This window comes from Neptunicella marina (genome assembly GCF_014270035.1).
Taxonomy (GTDB): Bacteria; Pseudomonadota; Gammaproteobacteria; order Enterobacterales; family Alteromonadaceae; genus Neptunicella; species Neptunicella marina.
This window is the reverse complement of record NZ_JACNEP010000002.1, coordinates 203,787-221,866: the sequence shown is the minus strand read 5'-3', so window position 1 is coordinate 221,866 and position 18,080 is coordinate 203,787. Positions and strand designations below refer to the sequence as shown.

Annotated in this window: 21 protein-coding genes; 11 read left to right on the top strand and 10 right to left on the bottom strand. The window is 43.2% G+C overall.

What is annotated here, in order from left to right; all coding sequences use genetic code 11:
* Positions 1–24: 24 nt before the first annotated feature.
* From ppnN to queF, 3 genes are all read right to left on the bottom strand, one after another.
* Complete coding sequence (gene ppnN, locus H8B19_RS03415) at positions 25–1,386, bottom strand: nucleotide 5'-monophosphate nucleosidase PpnN (RefSeq protein ID WP_186505379.1); 1,362 nt, start codon at positions 1,384–1,386, stop codon at positions 25–27.
* Between the two features lie 9 nt (positions 1,387–1,395).
* Entirely contained in the window at positions 1,396–2,946 is a 1,551-nt protein-coding gene (locus tag H8B19_RS03410) for a GGDEF domain-containing protein (RefSeq protein ID WP_186505378.1), read from the bottom strand.
* Between the two features lie 128 nt (positions 2,947–3,074).
* Positions 3,075–3,905, bottom strand: coding sequence for an NADPH-dependent 7-cyano-7-deazaguanine reductase QueF (gene queF / locus H8B19_RS03405; protein WP_186505377.1), 831 nt, complete (start codon positions 3,903–3,905; stop codon positions 3,075–3,077).
* A 57-nt stretch (positions 3,906–3,962) separates the two neighbouring features.
* Here queF and syd point away from each other — a divergent pair, with 57 nt between their 5' ends.
* Positions 3,963–4,517 carry a SecY-interacting protein gene (gene syd, locus H8B19_RS03400; protein ID WP_186505376.1) on the top strand — a complete coding sequence of 185 codons (555 nt, stop codon included), beginning with the start codon at positions 3,963–3,965 and terminating at the stop codon, positions 4,515–4,517.
* Here syd and H8B19_RS03395 read toward each other — a convergent pair.
* Positions 4,514–4,801 (bottom strand): hypothetical protein, encoded by a 288-nt coding sequence (locus H8B19_RS03395; protein WP_186505375.1) that lies wholly within the window; start codon positions 4,799–4,801, stop codon positions 4,514–4,516. The two genes, syd and H8B19_RS03395, sit on opposite strands and share 4 nt — an antisense overlap.
* A 170-nt stretch (positions 4,802–4,971) precedes the next feature.
* Between H8B19_RS03395 and H8B19_RS03390 the strand changes: the two genes are divergently transcribed.
* Entirely contained in the window at positions 4,972–5,334 is a 363-nt protein-coding gene (locus H8B19_RS03390; RefSeq protein WP_186505374.1) for a DUF3192 domain-containing protein, read from the top strand.
* Between the two features lie 25 nt (positions 5,335–5,359).
* Here the strand turns inward: H8B19_RS03390 and H8B19_RS03385 are convergent, their stop codons facing one another.
* Entirely contained in the window at positions 5,360–5,590 is a 231-nt protein-coding gene (locus H8B19_RS03385) for a DUF2789 family protein (protein WP_186505373.1), read from the bottom strand.
* Positions 5,591–5,725: 135 nt separating this feature from the next.
* Between H8B19_RS03385 and H8B19_RS03380 the strand changes: the two genes are divergently transcribed.
* On the top strand, positions 5,726–6,379 hold the full coding sequence (locus H8B19_RS03380) for a GNAT family N-acetyltransferase (RefSeq protein WP_186505372.1): 654 nt from the start codon (positions 5,726–5,728) through the stop codon (positions 6,377–6,379).
* Positions 6,363–6,701, top strand: a complete 339-nt coding sequence (locus H8B19_RS03375) for an Mpo1-like protein (protein WP_186505371.1) — start codon at positions 6,363–6,365, stop codon at positions 6,699–6,701. The genes H8B19_RS03380 and H8B19_RS03375 overlap by 17 nt, the downstream gene beginning before the upstream one ends.
* A gap of 569 nt (positions 6,702–7,270) precedes the next feature.
* Here H8B19_RS03375 and H8B19_RS03370 read toward each other — a convergent pair.
* Both H8B19_RS03370 and H8B19_RS03365 read right to left on the bottom strand, forming a co-directional pair.
* The gene (locus tag H8B19_RS03370; RefSeq protein ID WP_186505370.1) at positions 7,271–7,579 is read right to left on the bottom strand and encodes a DUF3301 domain-containing protein; all 309 of its coding nucleotides are present in this window, start codon (positions 7,577–7,579) and stop codon (positions 7,271–7,273) included.
* Entirely contained in the window at positions 7,580–8,608 is a 1,029-nt protein-coding gene (locus tag H8B19_RS03365) for a DUF3549 family protein (RefSeq protein ID WP_186505369.1), read from the bottom strand.
* A gap of 27 nt (positions 8,609–8,635) precedes the next feature.
* Here H8B19_RS03365 and H8B19_RS03360 point away from each other — a divergent pair, with 27 nt between their 5' ends.
* Genes H8B19_RS03360 through H8B19_RS03350 form a run of 3 tightly spaced genes read left to right on the top strand, consistent with a single transcriptional unit; the run spans position 8,636 to position 10,222 of the window.
* Positions 8,636–9,007: a YqcC family protein gene (locus H8B19_RS03360; protein ID WP_241737456.1), complete on the top strand. Its 372-nt coding sequence runs from the start codon at positions 8,636–8,638 to the stop codon at positions 9,005–9,007.
* On the top strand, positions 9,004–9,735 hold the full coding sequence (gene truC, locus H8B19_RS03355; RefSeq protein WP_186505368.1) for a tRNA pseudouridine(65) synthase TruC: 732 nt from the start codon (positions 9,004–9,006) through the stop codon (positions 9,733–9,735). The genes H8B19_RS03360 and truC overlap by 4 nt, the downstream gene beginning before the upstream one ends.
* Positions 9,736–9,778: 43 nt before the next feature.
* The gene (locus tag H8B19_RS03350) at positions 9,779–10,222 is read left to right on the top strand and encodes a flavodoxin (RefSeq protein ID WP_186505367.1); all 444 of its coding nucleotides are present in this window, start codon (positions 9,779–9,781) and stop codon (positions 10,220–10,222) included.
* A 55-nt stretch (positions 10,223–10,277) separates the two neighbouring features.
* On the opposite strand, the gene dapD is transcribed toward H8B19_RS03350, so the two are convergent.
* The 3 genes from dapD to map are packed head-to-tail and all read right to left on the bottom strand — an operon-like array spanning position 10,278 to position 14,557.
* The gene (gene dapD, locus H8B19_RS03345) at positions 10,278–11,102 is read right to left on the bottom strand and encodes a 2,3,4,5-tetrahydropyridine-2,6-dicarboxylate N-succinyltransferase (RefSeq protein ID WP_186505366.1); all 825 of its coding nucleotides are present in this window, start codon (positions 11,100–11,102) and stop codon (positions 10,278–10,280) included.
* A 3-nt stretch (positions 11,103–11,105) separates the two neighbouring features.
* Positions 11,106–13,745, bottom strand: coding sequence for a [protein-PII] uridylyltransferase (glnD, locus tag H8B19_RS03340; RefSeq protein WP_186505365.1), 2,640 nt, complete (start codon positions 13,743–13,745; stop codon positions 11,106–11,108).
* A 20-nt stretch (positions 13,746–13,765) separates the two neighbouring features.
* Complete coding sequence (gene map / locus H8B19_RS03335; protein WP_186505364.1) at positions 13,766–14,557, bottom strand: type I methionyl aminopeptidase; 792 nt, start codon at positions 14,555–14,557, stop codon at positions 13,766–13,768.
* A gap of 318 nt (positions 14,558–14,875) precedes the next feature.
* Between map and rpsB the strand changes: the two genes are divergently transcribed.
* From rpsB to frr, 4 genes are all read left to right on the top strand, one after another.
* Complete coding sequence (gene rpsB, locus H8B19_RS03330) at positions 14,876–15,604, top strand: 30S ribosomal protein S2 (protein WP_186505363.1); 729 nt, start codon at positions 14,876–14,878, stop codon at positions 15,602–15,604.
* An 82-nt stretch (positions 15,605–15,686) separates the two neighbouring features.
* On the top strand, positions 15,687–16,559 hold the full coding sequence (tsf, locus tag H8B19_RS03325) for a translation elongation factor Ts (RefSeq protein ID WP_186505362.1): 873 nt from the start codon (positions 15,687–15,689) through the stop codon (positions 16,557–16,559).
* A 192-nt stretch (positions 16,560–16,751) separates the two neighbouring features.
* On the top strand, positions 16,752–17,507 hold the full coding sequence (pyrH, locus tag H8B19_RS03320; RefSeq protein ID WP_186505361.1) for a UMP kinase: 756 nt from the start codon (positions 16,752–16,754) through the stop codon (positions 17,505–17,507).
* 41 nt (positions 17,508–17,548) lie between these two features.
* On the top strand, positions 17,549–18,070 hold the full coding sequence (gene frr, locus H8B19_RS03315) for a ribosome recycling factor (protein WP_194362624.1): 522 nt from the start codon (positions 17,549–17,551) through the stop codon (positions 18,068–18,070).
* Positions 18,071–18,080: the final 10 nt, after the last annotated feature.

Sequence of the window (18,080 nt, the reverse complement as noted above, 5' to 3'; positions counted from 1 at the left end):
AAAGTGTGAAAAAACAAAATTGTTTTAACGCTTTATTTCATAGCAGGGTTTGTACTCTGAACCCGGTAACTTCATACGTTGTTGCTCGACAAAAGATTGCAATAACTCATCGAGTAAACTCATGATGCGCACATCTCCGTTGATCTGATATAAACCTTTTTCCCGGATATGTTGTAAGCCATCGGCTTTAACATTACCTGCTACTATCGCTGAAAACGCTTTGCGCAAAGCTGCGGCAAGCTGAGGTGTTGGCTGGTCAAAATGCAGATTCAGTGCTGCGACATTTTCATGTGTGGGTTCAAACGGTTGCTGAAAATCAGATTCAATTTTTAATGACCAGTTGTAATGATAGGCATCGCCTGTATTGAGCCTGTATTGTTTTACATTGTCCTGTTGTTGTCTGACATAACGCGCCACTTCGGGGGCGTCGTCAACAATAATGCGATATAATTTTTGTGCTTTAGCGCCCAGTGTTTCACCAATAAAATGATGAATAGATTCAAAATAGGCGGCAGATTGTTTGGGTCCTGTTAACACGATTGGCAGGCATTGTTCGCTGTTTTTGTGATTTAGCATGATACCAAGCAAATACAGTAATTCCTCTGCTGTGCCAGCGCCGCCCGGGAAAATAACAATGGCATGCGCGGTGCGTACAAATGCCTCCAGTCGTTTTTCAATATCCGGCATAATTACCAGCTGATTAACGATGGCATTTGGGGGCTCTGCTGCAATAATACCCGGTTCGGTTATGCCCAGATAACGGCCGTAAGCGAAACGTTGTTTAGCATGTCCGATTGCGGCACCTTTCATTGGGCCTTTCATTGCGCCCGGCCCGCAACCGGTGCATATGTTCATTTCACGTAAACCAAGCTGATAGCCCACTTCTTTGGTGTATTGGTACTCTACGTTACCAATGGAATGACCACCCCAACACACCACCATATTAGGCTCTAAATCGGGTTTAATCACTTCCGCGTTTCGTAACATATCAAATACGATATGGGTGATTTGTACCGGATCGGTGGTGTCAATGAATCCATTACTCTCGTATTTAGCCGACATATGAACGATGTCGCGGATGACCGCAAACAGATGTTCGTGCACACCGCGAATTAAACGCCCGTCTACAAACGCCAGTTCCGGTGGATTATGCAGTGCGACTTTAATCCCGCGTTCACGCTGAAGCAGTTCAATGTCGAAATCCTGATAGGGAGCGAACAAATCTTCACAGCTGTCCATTTCTGCACCACTATTTAATACAGCCAGACAACAATTACGCATTAAGCGATAGAGTTCATTTGTTGTTGATTGCTTGAGTCTGTCTACTTCGTATTGTGATAACAGGCTCATTGAGCCAATGGGATTTAGCTGGATCTTTTTTCTCATAATGCAGGGTTATCCTATGATGAAACGATTTCGACCAGATGATTTTGCTTTATACAGGGCTTGGTCAGCACGCTCGAAAGCTTCTTCAAGCGTATCTTCAGGTTGAAGAGTGGTTGCGCCGATAGAAACAGTAATAGTGACTTGCTCTGTTTTAAATTTGAATGGGATTTTTTCTACTCTTTTACCAATTTCACTTAAAGGAACACTTAGCTGTTCAAGGTCAGTGTCAGGTAACAGTAAAATAAATTCCTCACCCCCCCAGCGCGCTAAAAAATCGGTATTGCGGATTTGGGTTTGAATCTGCTGTGCAATTACCTGCAGTGTTTTGTCTCCGGCAGAGTGACCAAAGGTATCGTTAATACGTTTAAAATGGTCAATATCTATCAAAGCGATTGCCAGTGGATGCTGATAGCGTTGCCAGCGCTCATATTCAGTTTGCGCCCGGGTCAAATAAGCATTGCGATTGGCTACACCGGTGAGTACATCTGTTTCATTTTGTTGGCGCTGTTTAATTAGTTTTTGTTTGTATTGATCCGCCTGTTGCTCCAGTTCAGTGATCTGGCTTTGCATTGCATTGAGAAGTGACAATAAATGCCCTTGTTCTTCATGATCAATCTGAGTATTGGCGGCCAGTGATTTATTCAGTTTCTGCAAATATTGCTGGGTTTGCTGTTTTAGTTGTTGCAAGTCACTGGCTTCAGAGACCACATTTTCAATATTGTCTATGTGAGCCTGCATCTGCTGATGGTTCTGTTGTTTCTGTTCAATCACCTCATTTGTGTGTTTAATTGAGTCGTCCAGTTGTTGGTTGAGATCGATTAAAACCTGATGAATTGATGATACAAATTTTTCCGCATGATCACGTTCTTTCACCACGTCTTTTAATATGGTTCGGATAAGTATCAGGCAGCATTGCAATAACTCTTCGTGGGTAATGCCATCGATTAGTTTAATACGGATTCGCTGTAACTCGCGATCCGGCGTATCCTGACTGGCGAGTTGTTCTATTAACTGGCTGAGCTCCGCACAGATGCGCTTGTGTAAAGAATTTATTTTGTTTTTATCAATGTCATCGCTGGCAGTCTTATCAGTTAAGGCCAGCGCCTGTTGATACAGCAACAGGGCTTTTTGAACATAAGGCAGGCCTTTATACAGTGATAAGTGCTGCTGATGAAGTTCACCTAATACTTTGATGCACTGCTGATTAATCTCTGATTTTACTGTTGTTTTTAGTTGTAATGCTTTTAATGCGTTTTGAATTTGGCTTTGCAGCAACTTACCCTGGTGAGTAAATATATCTGCTTCCTGTACCAGTAATTTAGTGATTTTACCTATGCTGTTTTCAGCCATGGCAAAGTTGCTTTTACCACCAAGGTGTCCGCGCAACTGTGCCAGTTCTTCATCAATATTATGATTAGCGTCGGCATAAAACAGTGACAGGCGAATAATGAACTGACTCAGTACATCAATTTGCCGCTTGAAACTGCGAACCAGCTTTTGTTGCTGTTGTTTAGCCTGTTCCAGCTCTTTTTGCAGTAATTCCGGTGGTTTATGCATCATTTGTTGTACGACATATCCTTTGTAATTTTGACAAGGAACTTAAACATTAGTTGTGCCTGTTTTAGTTAAAAATAGCAAAAGCTTAATGTAAGTCCTTGTTTCAATTAAAGTGTAAAGAATGAACTTAATTACTGGCGAGCCAGTCGTCCGTTTGGCCAGCAGGGTTCGAAGTTGCTGCGAAAAGGGTTGATATCCAGACCGCCACGACGTGTGTAACGTGCATATACTGTTAGCTTGTCAGGCTTACATTGCTGTTGAATATCGCAGAATATGCGTTCAACACACTGCTCGTGGAATTCATTATGTTGACGAAAGGATATCAGGTATCTCAGAAAACTGGCATGGTCAATGGCCGGTCCCTCATAACGGATTGCGATACTCGCCCAGTCAGGCTGGTGAGTGATTAAACAATTTGATTTAAGTAAATCGCTGCACAGGGTTTCACTAACCACATTGTTTGATGTTTCTAATATGCTGACATTGGGTTGATACTGATTTACCTCAATATCTAACAAATCAATGTTAGTGCCTGGCAAACTCACCACGTTAAAAGTAGCAAACTGGGCTGGTGTAAATAATGTAACTTCAACCTGCTGACCTGCACACTGACTTAAATCATGTTGTAACATGCGCTGAAGTTCGTCAATTGTGTTAACACGGGTTTGATTAAAACCATTTAAATAAAGTTTAAACGATTTGGATTCAATCAGATTGGGCGATGTGGCTGGTACTCGCACCTGCATAATTGCCACACAGGGTTTACCTTTATCGTTTAGCCATGATAGTTCGTAACCATTCCAGATATCTTCTCCATGAAAAGGTTGGTTTTCAACAATATTTAATTCCTGACGATTCATACTACGAGGCACGCCTTGCAGCAAGTGAGGTGCATACTGGTCGGTATATTCTACTGCTTTACCTAAAGAGAGTTGCTGCAAATTATCGTTTTGTTGTGTCATTCAAAATGTCCTGCCGTTACCATTGACTCAATTTTACTTGGTTTTTGAAAAATACACATGTCACATTTAGTTAACGCCAGTCTTGATCATTTTTTTAAACGTCTGCAACAACATGCTGAACAAACAGGTAAAACACTGCTTACCGAATACGATGAGCAATGGCTGTCACCCTGTCAGCAAGGGGAAGCAGACGAGGAGGGGATGGTTGAATGGAAACCTGTATTGCAGAATCCTCCAGTAGATTTCAGCTCGATGGAGCAGGCGTTGGAACTGGAGATTCATCCGGATTTAAAGGCCTTTTATGGTCGCTATTTTAGTGAAAACGTGCAGGCTTGTACTGAGCATGGAAATCTTGAATTATTGCAATGCTGGAATAGTGATGACGCCGTGCGTTTGCAGCAAAACTTAATTGGTCACGTCTTAATGAAACGCCGCTTAAAACAGCCGGTGACGTTTTTCATTGCTCTAACTGATGAAGAGGATTTTATCCTGACGCTGGATAATGAAAGTGGTGCAGTGGTGCTTGAGCAGGTTGGATTACAACCACAGAAACAAATTGCGGCAAATGTGGTTGAGTTTGTTGATATGTTACAGCCGTTGGATAGTGACTAACGACTCAGTTTGTCTATGTGCTGCTTCAACATACTCACTTGTTGCTCCAGCTGTTCCACACGCTGCTCAAGGTTTAATTCCTGAGGGGCTTGTTCTGTGTCAGATGATATTTCAGTCTTTAAAATAGCGTCTGAGTCGTTTTTCCAGTGTTGTATGCAGCGAATGATGTCTTTCATCGGAATCGCTCGCTGGCTTTTACTTTTTAACAGGCCTACTGAAGGCTTCAAACCTTTTTGGTTAAGTTGCTGACATAGCTGATAAAGATAGGATTGATTGTCTTGCATACGGATTTAGTCTAATTCACTACATTTTAGTCATAGCCTTAACTATACCGCGAATTAAATTCAGGATAAAACTATAAAATCCTTTAAAAACAATAAGTTAAATTTTGGCCTTTGAATTGCTTTCTTCATTTTCAGATTGTTTCTCAAATTACACTCAGATGGAGATAAAAATGAAAAAGTCACTTTTAGTTATTGCTGCGGCATTGCCTTTATTATTAAGCGGATGTGTTGTGTCGGTGGGCGGTGATGATGACAATAACTGGCATAGCGACTGGCACGAAACCGCACGTGAGAATCGCGATAAAATCAGCAATCTGGAAACAGGCATGTCGTTGCAAAATGTTAAACGTAAAATGGGGGTGGCTGAATATAACGAGCTTTATCAAAAAGATGGTGCTGAATATCAGGTGTTATTCTATCGCACGCGCCACGTTACCAGCGATGGCATAACCACTAAAGATGAATGCACGGCGCTGGTATTTAAAAATGGCAGCTTATTTGGCTTTGGTGATAAGGCTTATCAGGAGTTGTAAGCGTGTTTATAAGACAGGCTGTCTTTTAACGCAGCCTGTTATTTAATTGGTCGATTAATTCTGCCCATGCGGCATCTTCATTTAAACTGTCTTCAATAAACTTTGCCTGCGTAGGATTCCAAAAGGGGGCCTGCTGTAGTTTTAATGTGCTGTCTAATCCTTTATGTTCTTCTATAAAACGATCAATTGCCTGATGGTCGCTAGCCAAGCCTAACTGGTCAAAAAGTTGTTTAAAGGAAGGATTCGTTAAATCCATGATTACTCTCCTGCAGATTTGTTAGTCTCAATTAAAGTATAGGCACCTTGTGGCAAAGGGGAACGTAAAAAAAGTGTTAACAGGCTAAAATTTATACGGTAGAGTTTTATTCGATGTTAATGCGAGGAATACGTGATGGAAAATGCAGCTTTAGCGCCACAAACGGATAATATCAAAGCCATTTATTTAGCCGCGGAAGATATAAAAGTGGCGGGGTCAATTTTATATCAGGCCTATCACGACGATCCTTTATTTAAACACATTTTTCAATTCGACAATGAAGGTTATGAATCGCGTTTAAGGGCAGCCATTCGCGAAGAATTAAATGCTTTCTGGCAGGCAAGGCAGCCAATGATCGGTTTATTTGATGAAGAGCGTTTGTTGGCTGTGGCTTGTTTAATTGCACCGGAAACCGGTTTTGGGCCTCAACGATTCTGGCACTGGCGCTTAAAAATGTTGTTGACCGCAGGCTTTTTAGGTACCAAACAGATGCTTGAAAAAGAGCAACTGATTCAACGGCATATGCCAGCAACTCATTATCACATGCTGTCTTTTATTGGGGTTCACCCTGATTGCCAACATCTTGGTTTAGGCCATATTTTAATGAGCGCAATTAATACCTTGGTTCAAGAGCATACTTCAAGTGAAGGAGTGGGCGTATTTGTCACCGTAGATAAATACTTGCCATTTTTTGAAGACGGTCAGTATCAATTGATTAAAAAACTCAAAGTCGGTGAAATTGAAGGAAATATCATGTTTTTGCATCGGACAGATGATTATGCAATTTAATAATTTTGCTGAGTTTTATCCATTCTATTTACAAGAACACAGTAATCGAACCTGCCGTCGATTACATTATGTAGGAAGTAGTTTGGTGGTAGTACTGTTGTTTTGGGCGTTTCTTAATCGTCAATACCAGTGGTTGTGGTTATTGCCAGTACTGGGGTACGGATTTGCCTGGACCGGTCACTTCTTTTTTGAGAAAAATAAACCCGCCACTTTTAAGCATCCTTTTTATAGTCTGTTGGCTGACTGGGTGATGTTGAAAGATGCCATCTTTTCTTCTTTTGGTTTTGCGACACCGCTTGATCAATTTAAGCAAAATCAATAGTTCCTGATTAGCTTCTCCTTGTGTAGGAAATTTCGTACAAATACGTAAGATTTGCCAGTGACATGTTGTTGTCAAAAAGGGTTTAAATTGCCTTAACCCCATAAAAAAATCAGTAAAAAATGCATCTGCTGATTTATTAGTCTGCAATAAATATTATTTTGTTTTGATTCTTATACCCAATTGGTGATTGAACAGGAGTAAAGTTACATTCGTCACAAGGAAACACGACGGGTCAGGATGACTTAAGGATGAATTGGGACAGGCTCAGGATGAGTATCAGGAAACATTTCAGGGATGAAATAAGGGACCGCTTCAGGACGAAGCTTGAGGATAGGAAGCAAGGACGGGTTCATAGGATGAACATTAAGTCAGGAAGGCTGTATCACGGATGAAGGCATGGAGCACTGGAGTCTAGGTTTATCACGGAATAGATAAACCCGTTAAGGAAGATAAAAGGATATACGCCGTTTCAGGCAAGGGAAGCGCGAGAAGGATCCTCATTATTAACATAAAGGCGCACTCATTTTTATGACTGCGCCTTTATTCTGTCTGCAATATGTGTTTTACCGTTAAATACGGTAGGCAGGTAAATCGGTTTGAACCACTTTTAATCCACGCATAGCGATGGCGCCGGTGTAGCTATCTTCACCATTACCGGAAAATTCAAAATTAAACTCACTGTACCAATCCAGCTTACCTCTGACTGTTGTTAGCCGGGTTTTACGTCTGGCACAGCTAATAAACTGTAATCCTTGTTTTTCGCAATATTGTTGCAGATACGACTGAGCCCGTTCGCTGATGGCGCGAATACGCCAGAAATGAAAGCCAACAAAGATTACAATTGCAAATAACAGAATATCTAATAAATTAAACTGCATTTAACGCACCTCGTGGGTAAAGAGTTTGCCAATCGCGCGCGATAACGCCTCTGATCTGTCTGCTTGTCTAATCAACCCCAGTATTTCAGTTCTGAGCAGCGGTATTTGAACCAAATCGGCAAACAGTGCACTAAAGGATTCCGCTGTTTGTGGCTGAGACGCCAGTTTTTCGAAAAATGCAGTAAGCAAAGCTGGATTGTTATGCAGGCGTTGCCAGTGACGTCCTGCGATCACTACCAGTGAATCAAGAGACAACTCGTTGTTACTCGCTGTTAGTAATTGCATTAGATAGTTGCTGACTAAGGCATTGGCGGTTGACTGACTAATGGCCCGTTGCGCCAGTCCCTGAAGTCGGTGGTTACCAGCATTATTTTCCGCAAAATCGAGCACAGCCTGCGTTGCAGCTTTATTTATCTGGCGGTTTTCCAGCGAACTAAACAGGCTACTGATTACCGGTTCAGGCAGCGTAGGTAATTGATGTTGCAACACTGCTGTCAGTTCAGTGTCACTACTGAAAACAACAAAGTCACTAATACCCTGCATGGCTAGTGTTTGCCAGCTGTCTGGTGACGGATTCGCAAAATAGCCCTGAGTCGGCTTAAAATGTTCGCTTGGCGGTTGTATTAAGGTTTTCCGACACAGGCTGTTAAAATCAGCCATTTGTTGTTGATTGGGCACAAAGCTAAATGGATTTTCCGGTAGGTCTGCGCTGCCATTTTCACCCTGCTGCATATCGCGCCCCAGAGCCTCGACGATGATCTGCAGGAATTGCGAACGAGCTGCATCCTGTACTTTGCCTATTTCGTCCAGCGGAAGCTTTACAAACCAGATATAATGCTGCGCAGTGAGCATTTTGTTGTTAAACACAATCGCAAACCAGGCATGTTGCTGACGTGGACTGGGATGAGCAATGATCCCCGATTCAATTTCCAGGAACTGTTGAGAAGGCAGTAACTGAATACCGCGGCTTAAATCAAATGCCCAAAACTGAGTACCAGCCTGTAATAAAAATTCACTGATTGTTGTCATATTTAGATTTACCCGGAGGTGATTTTGATGGCCGGGATTATAACAAAGGCAAGTATTATCGCCATGAATGATAAAGATATTTATCTGATTACTAAGTACTTACTAACCGAGCTTGAACGCCACTTGGTTGCATCACACAAGTGGCAGATTGCTCCATTAGATATACATCAATTAAATAGCACAGCCCCTTTTAGTTGTGATGTGATGCCATTTGAAAACTGGCTGCAATTTATCTTTATCCCCAAAATGCATGTTTTGGTTGATGCTAAGCACCCCTTACCATCAAACATGCAGCTTTTGCCAATGGCAGAGCAGTCATGGGCAGGGGAGAGCAATCTGCAAGCTTTACTTTCGGTGTTAGAACAATTTGATTTGCACTATGCAGGGGATAACGCATGACACTGCCCATTATTTTTCAGGATCAGCATATGGTGGTGATTAATAAGCCTGCGGGTTTATTAGTGCATCGCAGTATGCTGGATAAACATGCCACCGAATTCGCCATGCAAATGTTACGTGATCAAATAAATCAGCATGTGTTTCCTGTTCACCGACTTGACAGGCCAACCAGTGGGTTACTGGTGTTTGCGTTATCCTCAGAAGTTGCCAGTGTGCTTACTGAGCAATTTAGCCAGCAACAGGTGCAAAAACACTATTTAGCCATAGTGCGTGGATATGCCCCTGACGAAGGTGAGCTTGATTACGCATTAAAAGAGGAGTTGGATAAAATTGCCGATAAAAAAGCGAGGCAGGATAAAGAACCTCAGCAAGCGGTTACTTACTATAAAAAGCTGGCGCAGGTGGAGTTGCCCTTTGCCGTCGGACGTTACCAGACTGCCCGTTATTCGTTAATGGCGCTTAGCCCTAAAACCGGCCGCAAACATCAGTTGCGTCGGCATATGGCGCACCTGCGCCATCCGATTGTCGGCGATACGACTCATGGTGACGGTAAACAAAATCGCTTTATTCGTGATCAATATCAAACTTCTGGTCTGGCATTATCCTGTATAGGTCTGTCATTATTACACCCAGTAACACATGAACAAATAACATTAACCGCACCACCAAGCGAAGGTATTCAATCGCTTTGTGCACAATGGGGCTGGCAACCGTATACACAACAATAATGCCGGTTTTGTTGTAACCAAATCAGGGGCAATGATTAACGTTATGCTTAAAATTAATATTTTTATCGGTACCGTTTATGGCAATGCAACATTTGTGGCTGAACAGGTACTCGAGTTATTGCAAATGCTGGGTCATCAGGCGCAAATTTGCCAAACGCCAAAAGTAGAACAGGTTACTGATTGTGATGCTGTATTATTCATTAGCTCTACAACCGGTCAGGGCGATATCCCACCTGAATTGGAGCAGTTTTATTTGCAATTGAATGACCAATTTCCCTTGCTGGATAAAAAGCCGTTTGGGGTCATTGCATTGGGTGACAGCAGTTATGGTGAAACTTACTGTGGGGCCGGGCGCAAATTGTTCGAACTGCTGCAAGAGCTGCAAGGCAAAGCGGTGAAACCACTGCTCGAAATCGATGCCTGCGAAACTCTGGAACCGGAAAAAGTAGCAATACCCTGGGTTAAAGAATGGTTAGCCCGCGTTTAAATTGATGACATAAAAAAGCCCCGTTAAACGGGGCTTTTTTAATATTAATAGCGAGTTAGTCTGCGCTACGCAATAATGCGTTGATACCCACTTTAGCGCGGGTTTTGGCGTCTACTTTTTTCACAATAATCGCGGCGTAAAGGCTGTATTTGCCATCGGCAGATGGCAGGTTACCTGGCACGACGACGGCACCTGCGGGCACGCGACCATAGTGAATGTCGCCGGTTTCACGGTCATAAATACGTGTGCTTTGTCCGATGAATACGCCCATGGAAATCACAGCGCCTTCTTCAACAATGACGCCTTCAACAATTTCTGAGCGTGCGCCAATAAAGCAGTTATCTTCAATAATGGTTGGGTTAGCTTGTAATGGCTCTAACACCCCACCAATGCCTACACCACCTGATAAATGCACGTTTTTACCGATTTGTGCACATGAGCCTACCGTTGCCCAGGTATCAACCATAGTGCCTTCGTCAACGTATGCACCAATATTGACATATGACGGCATCAACACCACGTTTTTACCTACATAACTACCGGTACGAACAGTCGCTGGCGGCACAACCCGCACACCATCCTGTTTAAACTGCTCTTCTGAGTAGTCACTGTATTTAAGCGCAACTTTGTCATAAAACTTCTGTGGTTCTGCGTCCAATACCTGATTGTCGTTAATACGGAAAGACAACAGTACTGCTTTTTTCAACCACTGATGTACAACCCATTCGCCGGCAATCTTTTCCGCTACACGTGCTTTACCCGAATTTAGCAGCGCAATGCTGTCTACAATGGCTTGTTTAATTTCAGCGGAAACCGTTGAAGGAGTGATTTGATCGCGCTGCTCAAAGGCAGATTCAATGATGGTTTTTAATTCTGTCATGGTTTACTCATTGTTATCGTCTAACACTGCGACTAATTGTTTTTTCAGTGCCAGTTGCTGCTGTTGATCTAATGCATTGCCCTCAGCATTACTGAGGATAAATACGTCTTCGGCGCGCTCACCTATGGTGGTGATTTTGGCCATATGTAGGGACAAATTCTGGCTGACAAATACCCGACTGATTTTGGCTAATAAACCCGGTGCGTCAAGCGCTTCTAAATCTACTAAGGTATGATTGGCATGATTGTTAAAGAAACGCATTTTAGTCGGCACATTCAGGTGCTTCATGCGGCGAGGCATTTTGCGGTTATTGATATGTTCGCTGCCTGGACGCTCGAGTTGTTCGATAATACCTTGTTGTAATTCGTGGATAAAACCGGGTGATACAAGTCTATTACCGTCCTGATCCAAAATAATAAAGGTATCTAATACATACCCATCCGGTGTACTCATGATATTGGCGTCATGCACGGTGCAATTGCGGCTATCGAGTACCGATACCACCTGTGCAAACAAATTGGCGCGGTCTTTTACGTAGATTAAAACTTCGGTACCGGCACGCGAGGTTTCATCACTGAGTTCCACCAGAGTGATGTCTTGATCGTCGGTATGTTGCTTTTGTGCTTTAGTAATAGCACTGGCCTGCCACGCTAGCTGTTTGGGTTTATAGCGAACAAAATAGTTAGTATCGTGCTGCTTCCAGAAATTTAATACTTCATCACGCTCGGCGCCTTTTTCAAGTGCCAGTTCCATCGCCTGAGTTTTGTGACGTTCAAGGCGCTCCTGAAAATCATCACTTAAGGTTTGTTCACTTTCCAGCGCTTTACTGGTGATAAGATATAACTCACGCAGTAGCGAGGCTTTCCAGTCATTCCACAGGTTGTTGTTGGTTGCGCGAATATCAGCCAGAGTTAAGGCATACAAATGATTCAGATAAGTCTGGTTATTCATCTGTGTCGAAAATTCGGTAATCACTTCCGGATCATAAATATCGCGGCGTTGCGCTACCACCGACATGGTTAAATGATTGGCTACCAGCCATTCAATTAACCTGGCATCCTGTGGTTCTATCTGGTGCAGCTGACAAAATACTTTGACATCGGCCGCGCCCAGAACAGAGTGATCCCCCCCCCGGCCTTTACCAATATCGTGGAATATGGCTGCGATAAACAGCATTTCCGGATGGTCCATATTGGCCAGAATACGTCCACAACGTGGGAAGGCTTTTTTGCCTTCAGGCTGGGTGTAATGATAAATAAACTTAATCAGGCGATGGGTGTGCTCATCCACTGTGTAGGCATGAAATAAATCAAACTGCATCATGCCTACAATTTGGTCCCATTCGCGTAAATAGGCCTGCATGATGCCGTGTTTATGCATTAAATCCCACGGCAGGCCAAAACAGCGAGGGTGACGAACCAGTTGCATAAACAGTTCACGGCAGCTGGCGCGTTCACTGAAATACTGGTTTTTATAGCGGCGTCTGGCGTTGCGTAACAAGCGCAGGGTGGAGGAGTGGATCCCTTCCACCTGCGGTAAATCTGCCAGCAAGATAAAAAAAGCTAAAATCTGTTCTGGCGTGTTGAACACATTATCATCTTTCGCCACAATCAGATTGTCGTGCAGACTAAACTGCTGATTGATTTCGACAATCTGCTTTATTTTTTGATGCAGCACATCTTGTTTAAAGTGCTGTAACAAAACTTCATTTAATTCACTCACTCGTCGTGTGATACGGAAAAATGATTTCATCATTTTTTCCACCGAAGCTTTGCCTTCCTCTCCGTATCCAAGTTTTTCTGCCACCTGTGGCTGATAGTCAAATAACAGACGGTTTTCACTGCGCCCTGCAATTAAGTGTAAAGCACAACGTACCCGCCACAGATTTTCCCGGCACTCAAGCAACTCTTCCAGTTCTTGCTCACTAAAATAACCGTGCTCAACCAGCTCTTTACCACTTAACGCATTAAAGTGTTTTTTGGCCACCCAGCCGATGCTTTGAATATCGCGCAAACAACCGGGATTTTCTTTAACATTGGGTTCGAGGTTATAGGCGGTGCCATCAAATTTTTGATGCCGATGTACCTGCTCCTGATATTTGGCCTGAAAAAATGCATCACTTGACCAGATTTTATCGCCCTGTATTTTGTCTTGCAGCTGCAGGAAGGTATCGCAGTCACCTGAAAGTACCCGTGATTCCAGCAGGTTAGTGGCAATGGTGATGTCGTCTTTGGCCAGCTTCACGCATTCTTTAATTGTGCGAACAGACTGACCAATATCCAGTCCAATGTCCCACAATAATGTAATAAACTGACCAAGTTTTTCCTGACTGGATGAGGTCAATTTTTTGGGAGACAATAATAATATATCTACGTCTGAATACGGCTGTAATTGCTGACGACCATAGCCGCCAACCGCAACCAGAGCGATATGCTCTTGTGCAGGCAGTTCCAGTAATTGCCAGGCTTTTATCAGTAGCGCATCAACTGCCTTGGCGCGGCCTGTGACTAATTCTTTAATATCTGTCGTTGCAAAATCTTGCTGCAACCAGCGGTAAATTTGCTGATTGCATTGTTTGAACGCTGATAAATTATTGATATCCGTTAGTTGCTGGATTTGTTGCAGTACAGCATGCAGCGACACAGGCAGCCTTCCTTGATATTTTAGTGTTCAATCACACGTTTGATGGTTTCTTCCGGACGCAGGGTTAAGATCTCGCAACCATTATCTGTCACCAGTAAAGTGTGTTCCCATTGGGCACTCAGGCTGCGATCTTTGGTGACGACTGTCCACTGATCAGGCAGAATTTTTGAATAACGTTTACCCGCATTTACCATAGGTTCAATAGTAAAGCACATACCAGCCTCTAACGTTTCACCTGTTCCTGGACGGCCATAATGCACAACTTGTGGATCTTCATGGAAGCCTGCACCAATACCATGCCCACAATATTCACGCACAATCGAATAATTATGTTTTTCTGCATGTTGCTGAATCGCGTGACCAATATCGCCTAAACGTGCACCAGGCTTGACCATTTCAATGCCGATATACAAACACTCCTGCGTAATTCGAATTAAACGCTCAGCCAGAATGGAGGGTTTACCCACCACGAACATTTTTGAGGTGTCGCCGTGGTAACCATCTTTAATCACGGTCACATCGATATTGATAATATCGCCATCTTTGAGTTTTTTATCTGCGGGAATACCGTGACAAATAACATGGTTAACAGAAGTACAGATTGATTTTGGAAAAGGCGGATGGCCGTAATTTAGCGGGGCTGGCACACAATCGAGTTCATTGACAATGTAATCATGACAAAGCTGATTCAGCTCGTCGGTTGTTACCCCTTTTTGAACATGAGGTTCAATCATCATTAATACATCGGCGGCGAGTTTACCCGCAACGCGCATTTTTTCGATTTCTTCAGCTGTTTTAATAATGGCAGACAAAACGCTTTCCTGTCAGTTACTTTAACAATATAAAGGCGGCATTCTAGCAGCATTGATGACGGGGGTGTAGCCCCGTTAAATAAGTGTTTCGCTTTAGGTCAGTTCGAATTATTCGTTGTAAATTTCACCCCCCCATGGTATAAAGCGCCGCGCTGATTTTCAGGTACTGGAAAGCAGCGTTTAAATTGAACGGGAAATCTATCCCATTATTAATAACACACATACATCGACACGGCGTTCGGGGTGTTCATCATACTTTAATATGATGGATCGAAAATCGGGATGTATGGAGGCCTAACCCCATTAGAGGAAATTAACATGGCAAATGTATCAATGCGCGACATGCTAAAAGCTGGCGTACACTTCGGTCACCAAACTCGTTACTGGAACCCAAAAATGAAACCTTTCATCTTTGGTGCTCGTAACAAAGTTCATATCATCAACCTTGAAAAAACAGTTCCAATGTTCAACGAAGCAATGCACTTCTTGTCTGGCGTAGCGAGCAAGAAAGGTAAAGTATTATTCGTTGGTACTAAACGTGCAGCTGGTGAAGCAGTAAAAGAAGCTGCAGTAAAATGTGACCAGTTCTACGTAAACAAGCGTTGGTTAGGTGGTATGTTGACTAACTGGAAAACAGTTCGTCAGTCCATCAAGCGTTTAAAAGATTTAGAGCAACAGTCTCAGGACGGCACTTTCGAGAAGCTGACCAAAAAAGAAGTACTGATGCTTCAACGTGAAATGGAAAAGCTGGAAAACAGCTTAGGTGGTATTAAAAACATGGGTGGTCTTCCTGACTGCTTATTCGTTGTTGACGCTGACCACGAGCACATTGCCATTAACGAAGCGAAAAATCTGGGTATTCCAGTAATTTCTATCGTTGATACTAACTCAAACCCAGATGCCGTTGATTATGTAATCCCTGGTAATGATGACGCTATCCGCGCTATTCAGTTATATCTGAACGCTGCTGCTGATGCTGTTAACTCTGGTCGCGAGAAAAATATCGAAGTTCAAGCGGAAAGTGACGACTTCGTTGAAGCTGAATAATTTGTACTGATTTTCAGAATCTGACCGACAGGGGCGTTTTTCGCCCCTGTTTTTCAACACATTTATATTCGAGGAAATGACAATGGCAGTGACTGCAGCGCAAGTCAAAGAATTACGTGAACGTACCGGCGCAGGTATGTTGGATTGTAAAAAAGCGTTAACCGAAACTAACGGTGACATCGAAGCCGCGATTGAAAATATGCGCAAATCTGGTCAGGCGAAGGCTGCTAAAAAAGCAGGTCGTATCGCAGCAGAAGGTGTAATCCTGTCTAAAGTAGACGGCGGTGTTGCAACTATGGTTGAACTGAACTGTGAAACTGACTTCGTAGCACGTGACGAAAGTTTCCTGGCTTTTGGTGAGCAAGTTCTGGCGTTAGCTGTAGCCAACAAATTAAACGACGTTGATGCTTTGAATAGCGCGGAAATCGACGGTGTTGCTGTTTCTACTGTACGTGACAACCTGGTTGCTAAAATCGGTGAAAACATCAATGTACGCCGTGTTGTGACTGTAGAAGGTGACAATTTAGGTGCATATACTCACGGTAGCCGTATCGGTGTAATCACTATTCTTCAGGGTGGTGATGCTGAGTTGTCTAAAGATGTTGCAATGCACGTAGCAGCAAGTAGCCCTCAGTTCGTTAAGCCAGAAGACGTGTCTGAAGAAGTGGTTGCTAAAGAGCGTGAAATTCAGGTTGATATCGCTATTAACAGTGGTAAGCCAAAAGAAATCGCTGAAAAAATGGTTGAAGGCCGCATGAAGAAGTTCACTGGTGAAGTGAGCCTGACGGGTCAGCCATTTGTTAAGGATCCTTCAATCAATGTTGGTCAGTTGTTGAAAAACAACAATGCTGATGTTGTTAACTTCATTCGTTTTGAAGTGGGTGAAGGTATCGAGAAAAAATCTGAAGACTTTGCTGCTGAAGTACAAGCGCAAATGGCGGCAGCCAAAGGCTAAGCCTGTATTGTCTGACGGGATACTGCTGGTGTTAATTCGACTTAATTCGTTTTATCGATTTCGCAAACAGCGATCCCAAATTGGATTTTGCAATCAAAATAAATGCCATTCATGTCTGTTTAGTCATGTTAATGTCATATAAACTTACCGCGGCTTAAAGTCGCGGTTTGTTTATCAAAGGAAGAAATTTTCATGAATATCCCTAAAACTGCATATCGACGAATTCTTTTAAAACTGAGCGGTGAAGCCCTGATGGGGGACGAAGGCTTTGGTATAGATCCAAAAGTGCTCGATAGGATGGCTCAGGATATCAAGGAACTGATTGAACTGGGTGTCGAAGTCGCTTTGGTGATTGGTGGTGGAAATATCTTTCGAGGTGAAGGGCTTGCAAAAGCAGGTATGAACCGGGTAGTAGGTGACCATATGGGCATGCTTGCTACTGTTATGAACGGTTTGGCCATGCGTGATGCATTGCATCGTAACTTTGTCAGTGCTCAGCTTATGTCTGCCATTCCATTAAACGGGGTGTGTGATACCTACAACTGGGCTGAAGCCATTGGTAGCCTGAAAAGCGGCAAAGTGGTGATATTTTCAGCCGGTACCGGTAACCCATTTTTCACTACGGACTCTGCGGCTTGTCTGCGTGGTATTGAAATAGAAGCGGATGCCGTACTAAAAGCCACCAAAGTTGATGGCGTATATGACGCCGATCCCGTTAAAAAACCAGACGCAAAACTGTATGATGAACTGACTTATCAGCAGGTACTGGAAAAAGAATTAAAAGTAATGGATCTTGCTGCGTTTACGTTGGCGCGTGACCATAGCTTACCCATTAGGGTGTTTAACATGAATAAAGCCGGTGCGTTGCGCCGTGTGGTGATGGGCGAGCAGGAAGGTACGGTAATCGACCATGCCAGCAAGCTGTCGGACACCACTATCAAGGAGTAATTAAAGTGATTGAAGATTTACAAAAAGATGCTTCTTCCCGCATGGATAAAAGTATCAGTGCATTAAAAAGTCAGTTAGCCAAAGTTCGCACAGGTCGTGCTCATCCTAGCTTACTGGATAGCATTTCAGTTAACTACTATGGCGCAGATACACCTTTAAATCAGTTAGCTAACGTTGTGGCAGAAGACGCCCGTACTTTGGCTCTGACCGTTTTTGATAAAAGTGCTTCAGCGGCAGTGGAAAAAGCCATTATGCAGTCTGATTTGGGTTTAAACCCTATGAGTGCCGGAGCAGTAATCCGAATCCCATTACCGCCATTAACGGAAGAGCGTCGTAAAGATCTGATTAAAGTGGTGCGTGGTGAAGCTGAACAAGCGCGTGTTGCTATTCGTAATATTCGTCGTGATGCCAACAGCGATGTAAAAGAGCTGCTGAAAGAAAAAGAAATCGGTGAAGACGATGCTCGCAAAGCGGAAGATAATATCCAGAGTATTACTGACGATTTTGTTAAAACCATCGATCAGATGCTGGCTGCCAAAGAAAAAGAGTTAATGGAAATCTAGGTTAGATTTC

Excerpts from the sequence above, each read along its gene's own strand:
- ppnN (WP_186505379.1), bottom strand. The coding sequence starts at position 1,386 with ATGAGAAAAAAGATCCAGCTAAATCCCATTGGCTCAATGAGCCTGTTA.
- H8B19_RS03410 (WP_186505378.1), bottom strand. The coding sequence starts at position 2,946 with ATGATGCATAAACCACCGGAATTACTGCAAAAAGAGCTGGAACAGGCT.
- queF (WP_186505377.1), bottom strand. The coding sequence starts at position 3,905 with ATGACACAACAAAACGATAATTTGCAGCAACTCTCTTTAGGTAAAGCA.
- syd (WP_186505376.1), top strand. The coding sequence starts at position 3,963 with ATGTCACATTTAGTTAACGCCAGTCTTGATCATTTTTTTAAACGTCTG.
- H8B19_RS03395 (WP_186505375.1), bottom strand. The coding sequence starts at position 4,801 with ATGCAAGACAATCAATCCTATCTTTATCAGCTATGTCAGCAACTTAAC.
- H8B19_RS03390 (WP_186505374.1), top strand. The coding sequence starts at position 4,972 with ATGAAAAAGTCACTTTTAGTTATTGCTGCGGCATTGCCTTTATTATTA.
- H8B19_RS03385 (WP_186505373.1), bottom strand. The coding sequence starts at position 5,590 with ATGGATTTAACGAATCCTTCCTTTAAACAACTTTTTGACCAGTTAGGC.
- H8B19_RS03380 (WP_186505372.1), top strand. The coding sequence starts at position 5,726 with ATGGAAAATGCAGCTTTAGCGCCACAAACGGATAATATCAAAGCCATT.
- H8B19_RS03375 (WP_186505371.1), top strand. The coding sequence starts at position 6,363 with ATGATTATGCAATTTAATAATTTTGCTGAGTTTTATCCATTCTATTTA.
- H8B19_RS03370 (WP_186505370.1), bottom strand. The coding sequence starts at position 7,579 with ATGCAGTTTAATTTATTAGATATTCTGTTATTTGCAATTGTAATCTTT.
- H8B19_RS03365 (WP_186505369.1), bottom strand. The coding sequence starts at position 8,608 with ATGACAACAATCAGTGAATTTTTATTACAGGCTGGTACTCAGTTTTGG.
- H8B19_RS03360 (WP_241737456.1), top strand. The coding sequence starts at position 8,636 with ATGGCCGGGATTATAACAAAGGCAAGTATTATCGCCATGAATGATAAA.
- truC (WP_186505368.1), top strand. The coding sequence starts at position 9,004 with ATGACACTGCCCATTATTTTTCAGGATCAGCATATGGTGGTGATTAAT.
- H8B19_RS03350 (WP_186505367.1), top strand. The coding sequence starts at position 9,779 with ATGCTTAAAATTAATATTTTTATCGGTACCGTTTATGGCAATGCAACA.
- dapD (WP_186505366.1), bottom strand. The coding sequence starts at position 11,102 with ATGACAGAATTAAAAACCATCATTGAATCTGCCTTTGAGCAGCGCGAT.
- rpsB (WP_186505363.1), top strand. The coding sequence starts at position 14,876 with ATGGCAAATGTATCAATGCGCGACATGCTAAAAGCTGGCGTACACTTC.
- tsf (WP_186505362.1), top strand. The coding sequence starts at position 15,687 with ATGGCAGTGACTGCAGCGCAAGTCAAAGAATTACGTGAACGTACCGGC.
- pyrH (WP_186505361.1), top strand. The coding sequence starts at position 16,752 with ATGAATATCCCTAAAACTGCATATCGACGAATTCTTTTAAAACTGAGC.
- frr (WP_194362624.1), top strand. The coding sequence starts at position 17,549 with ATGGATAAAAGTATCAGTGCATTAAAAAGTCAGTTAGCCAAAGTTCGC.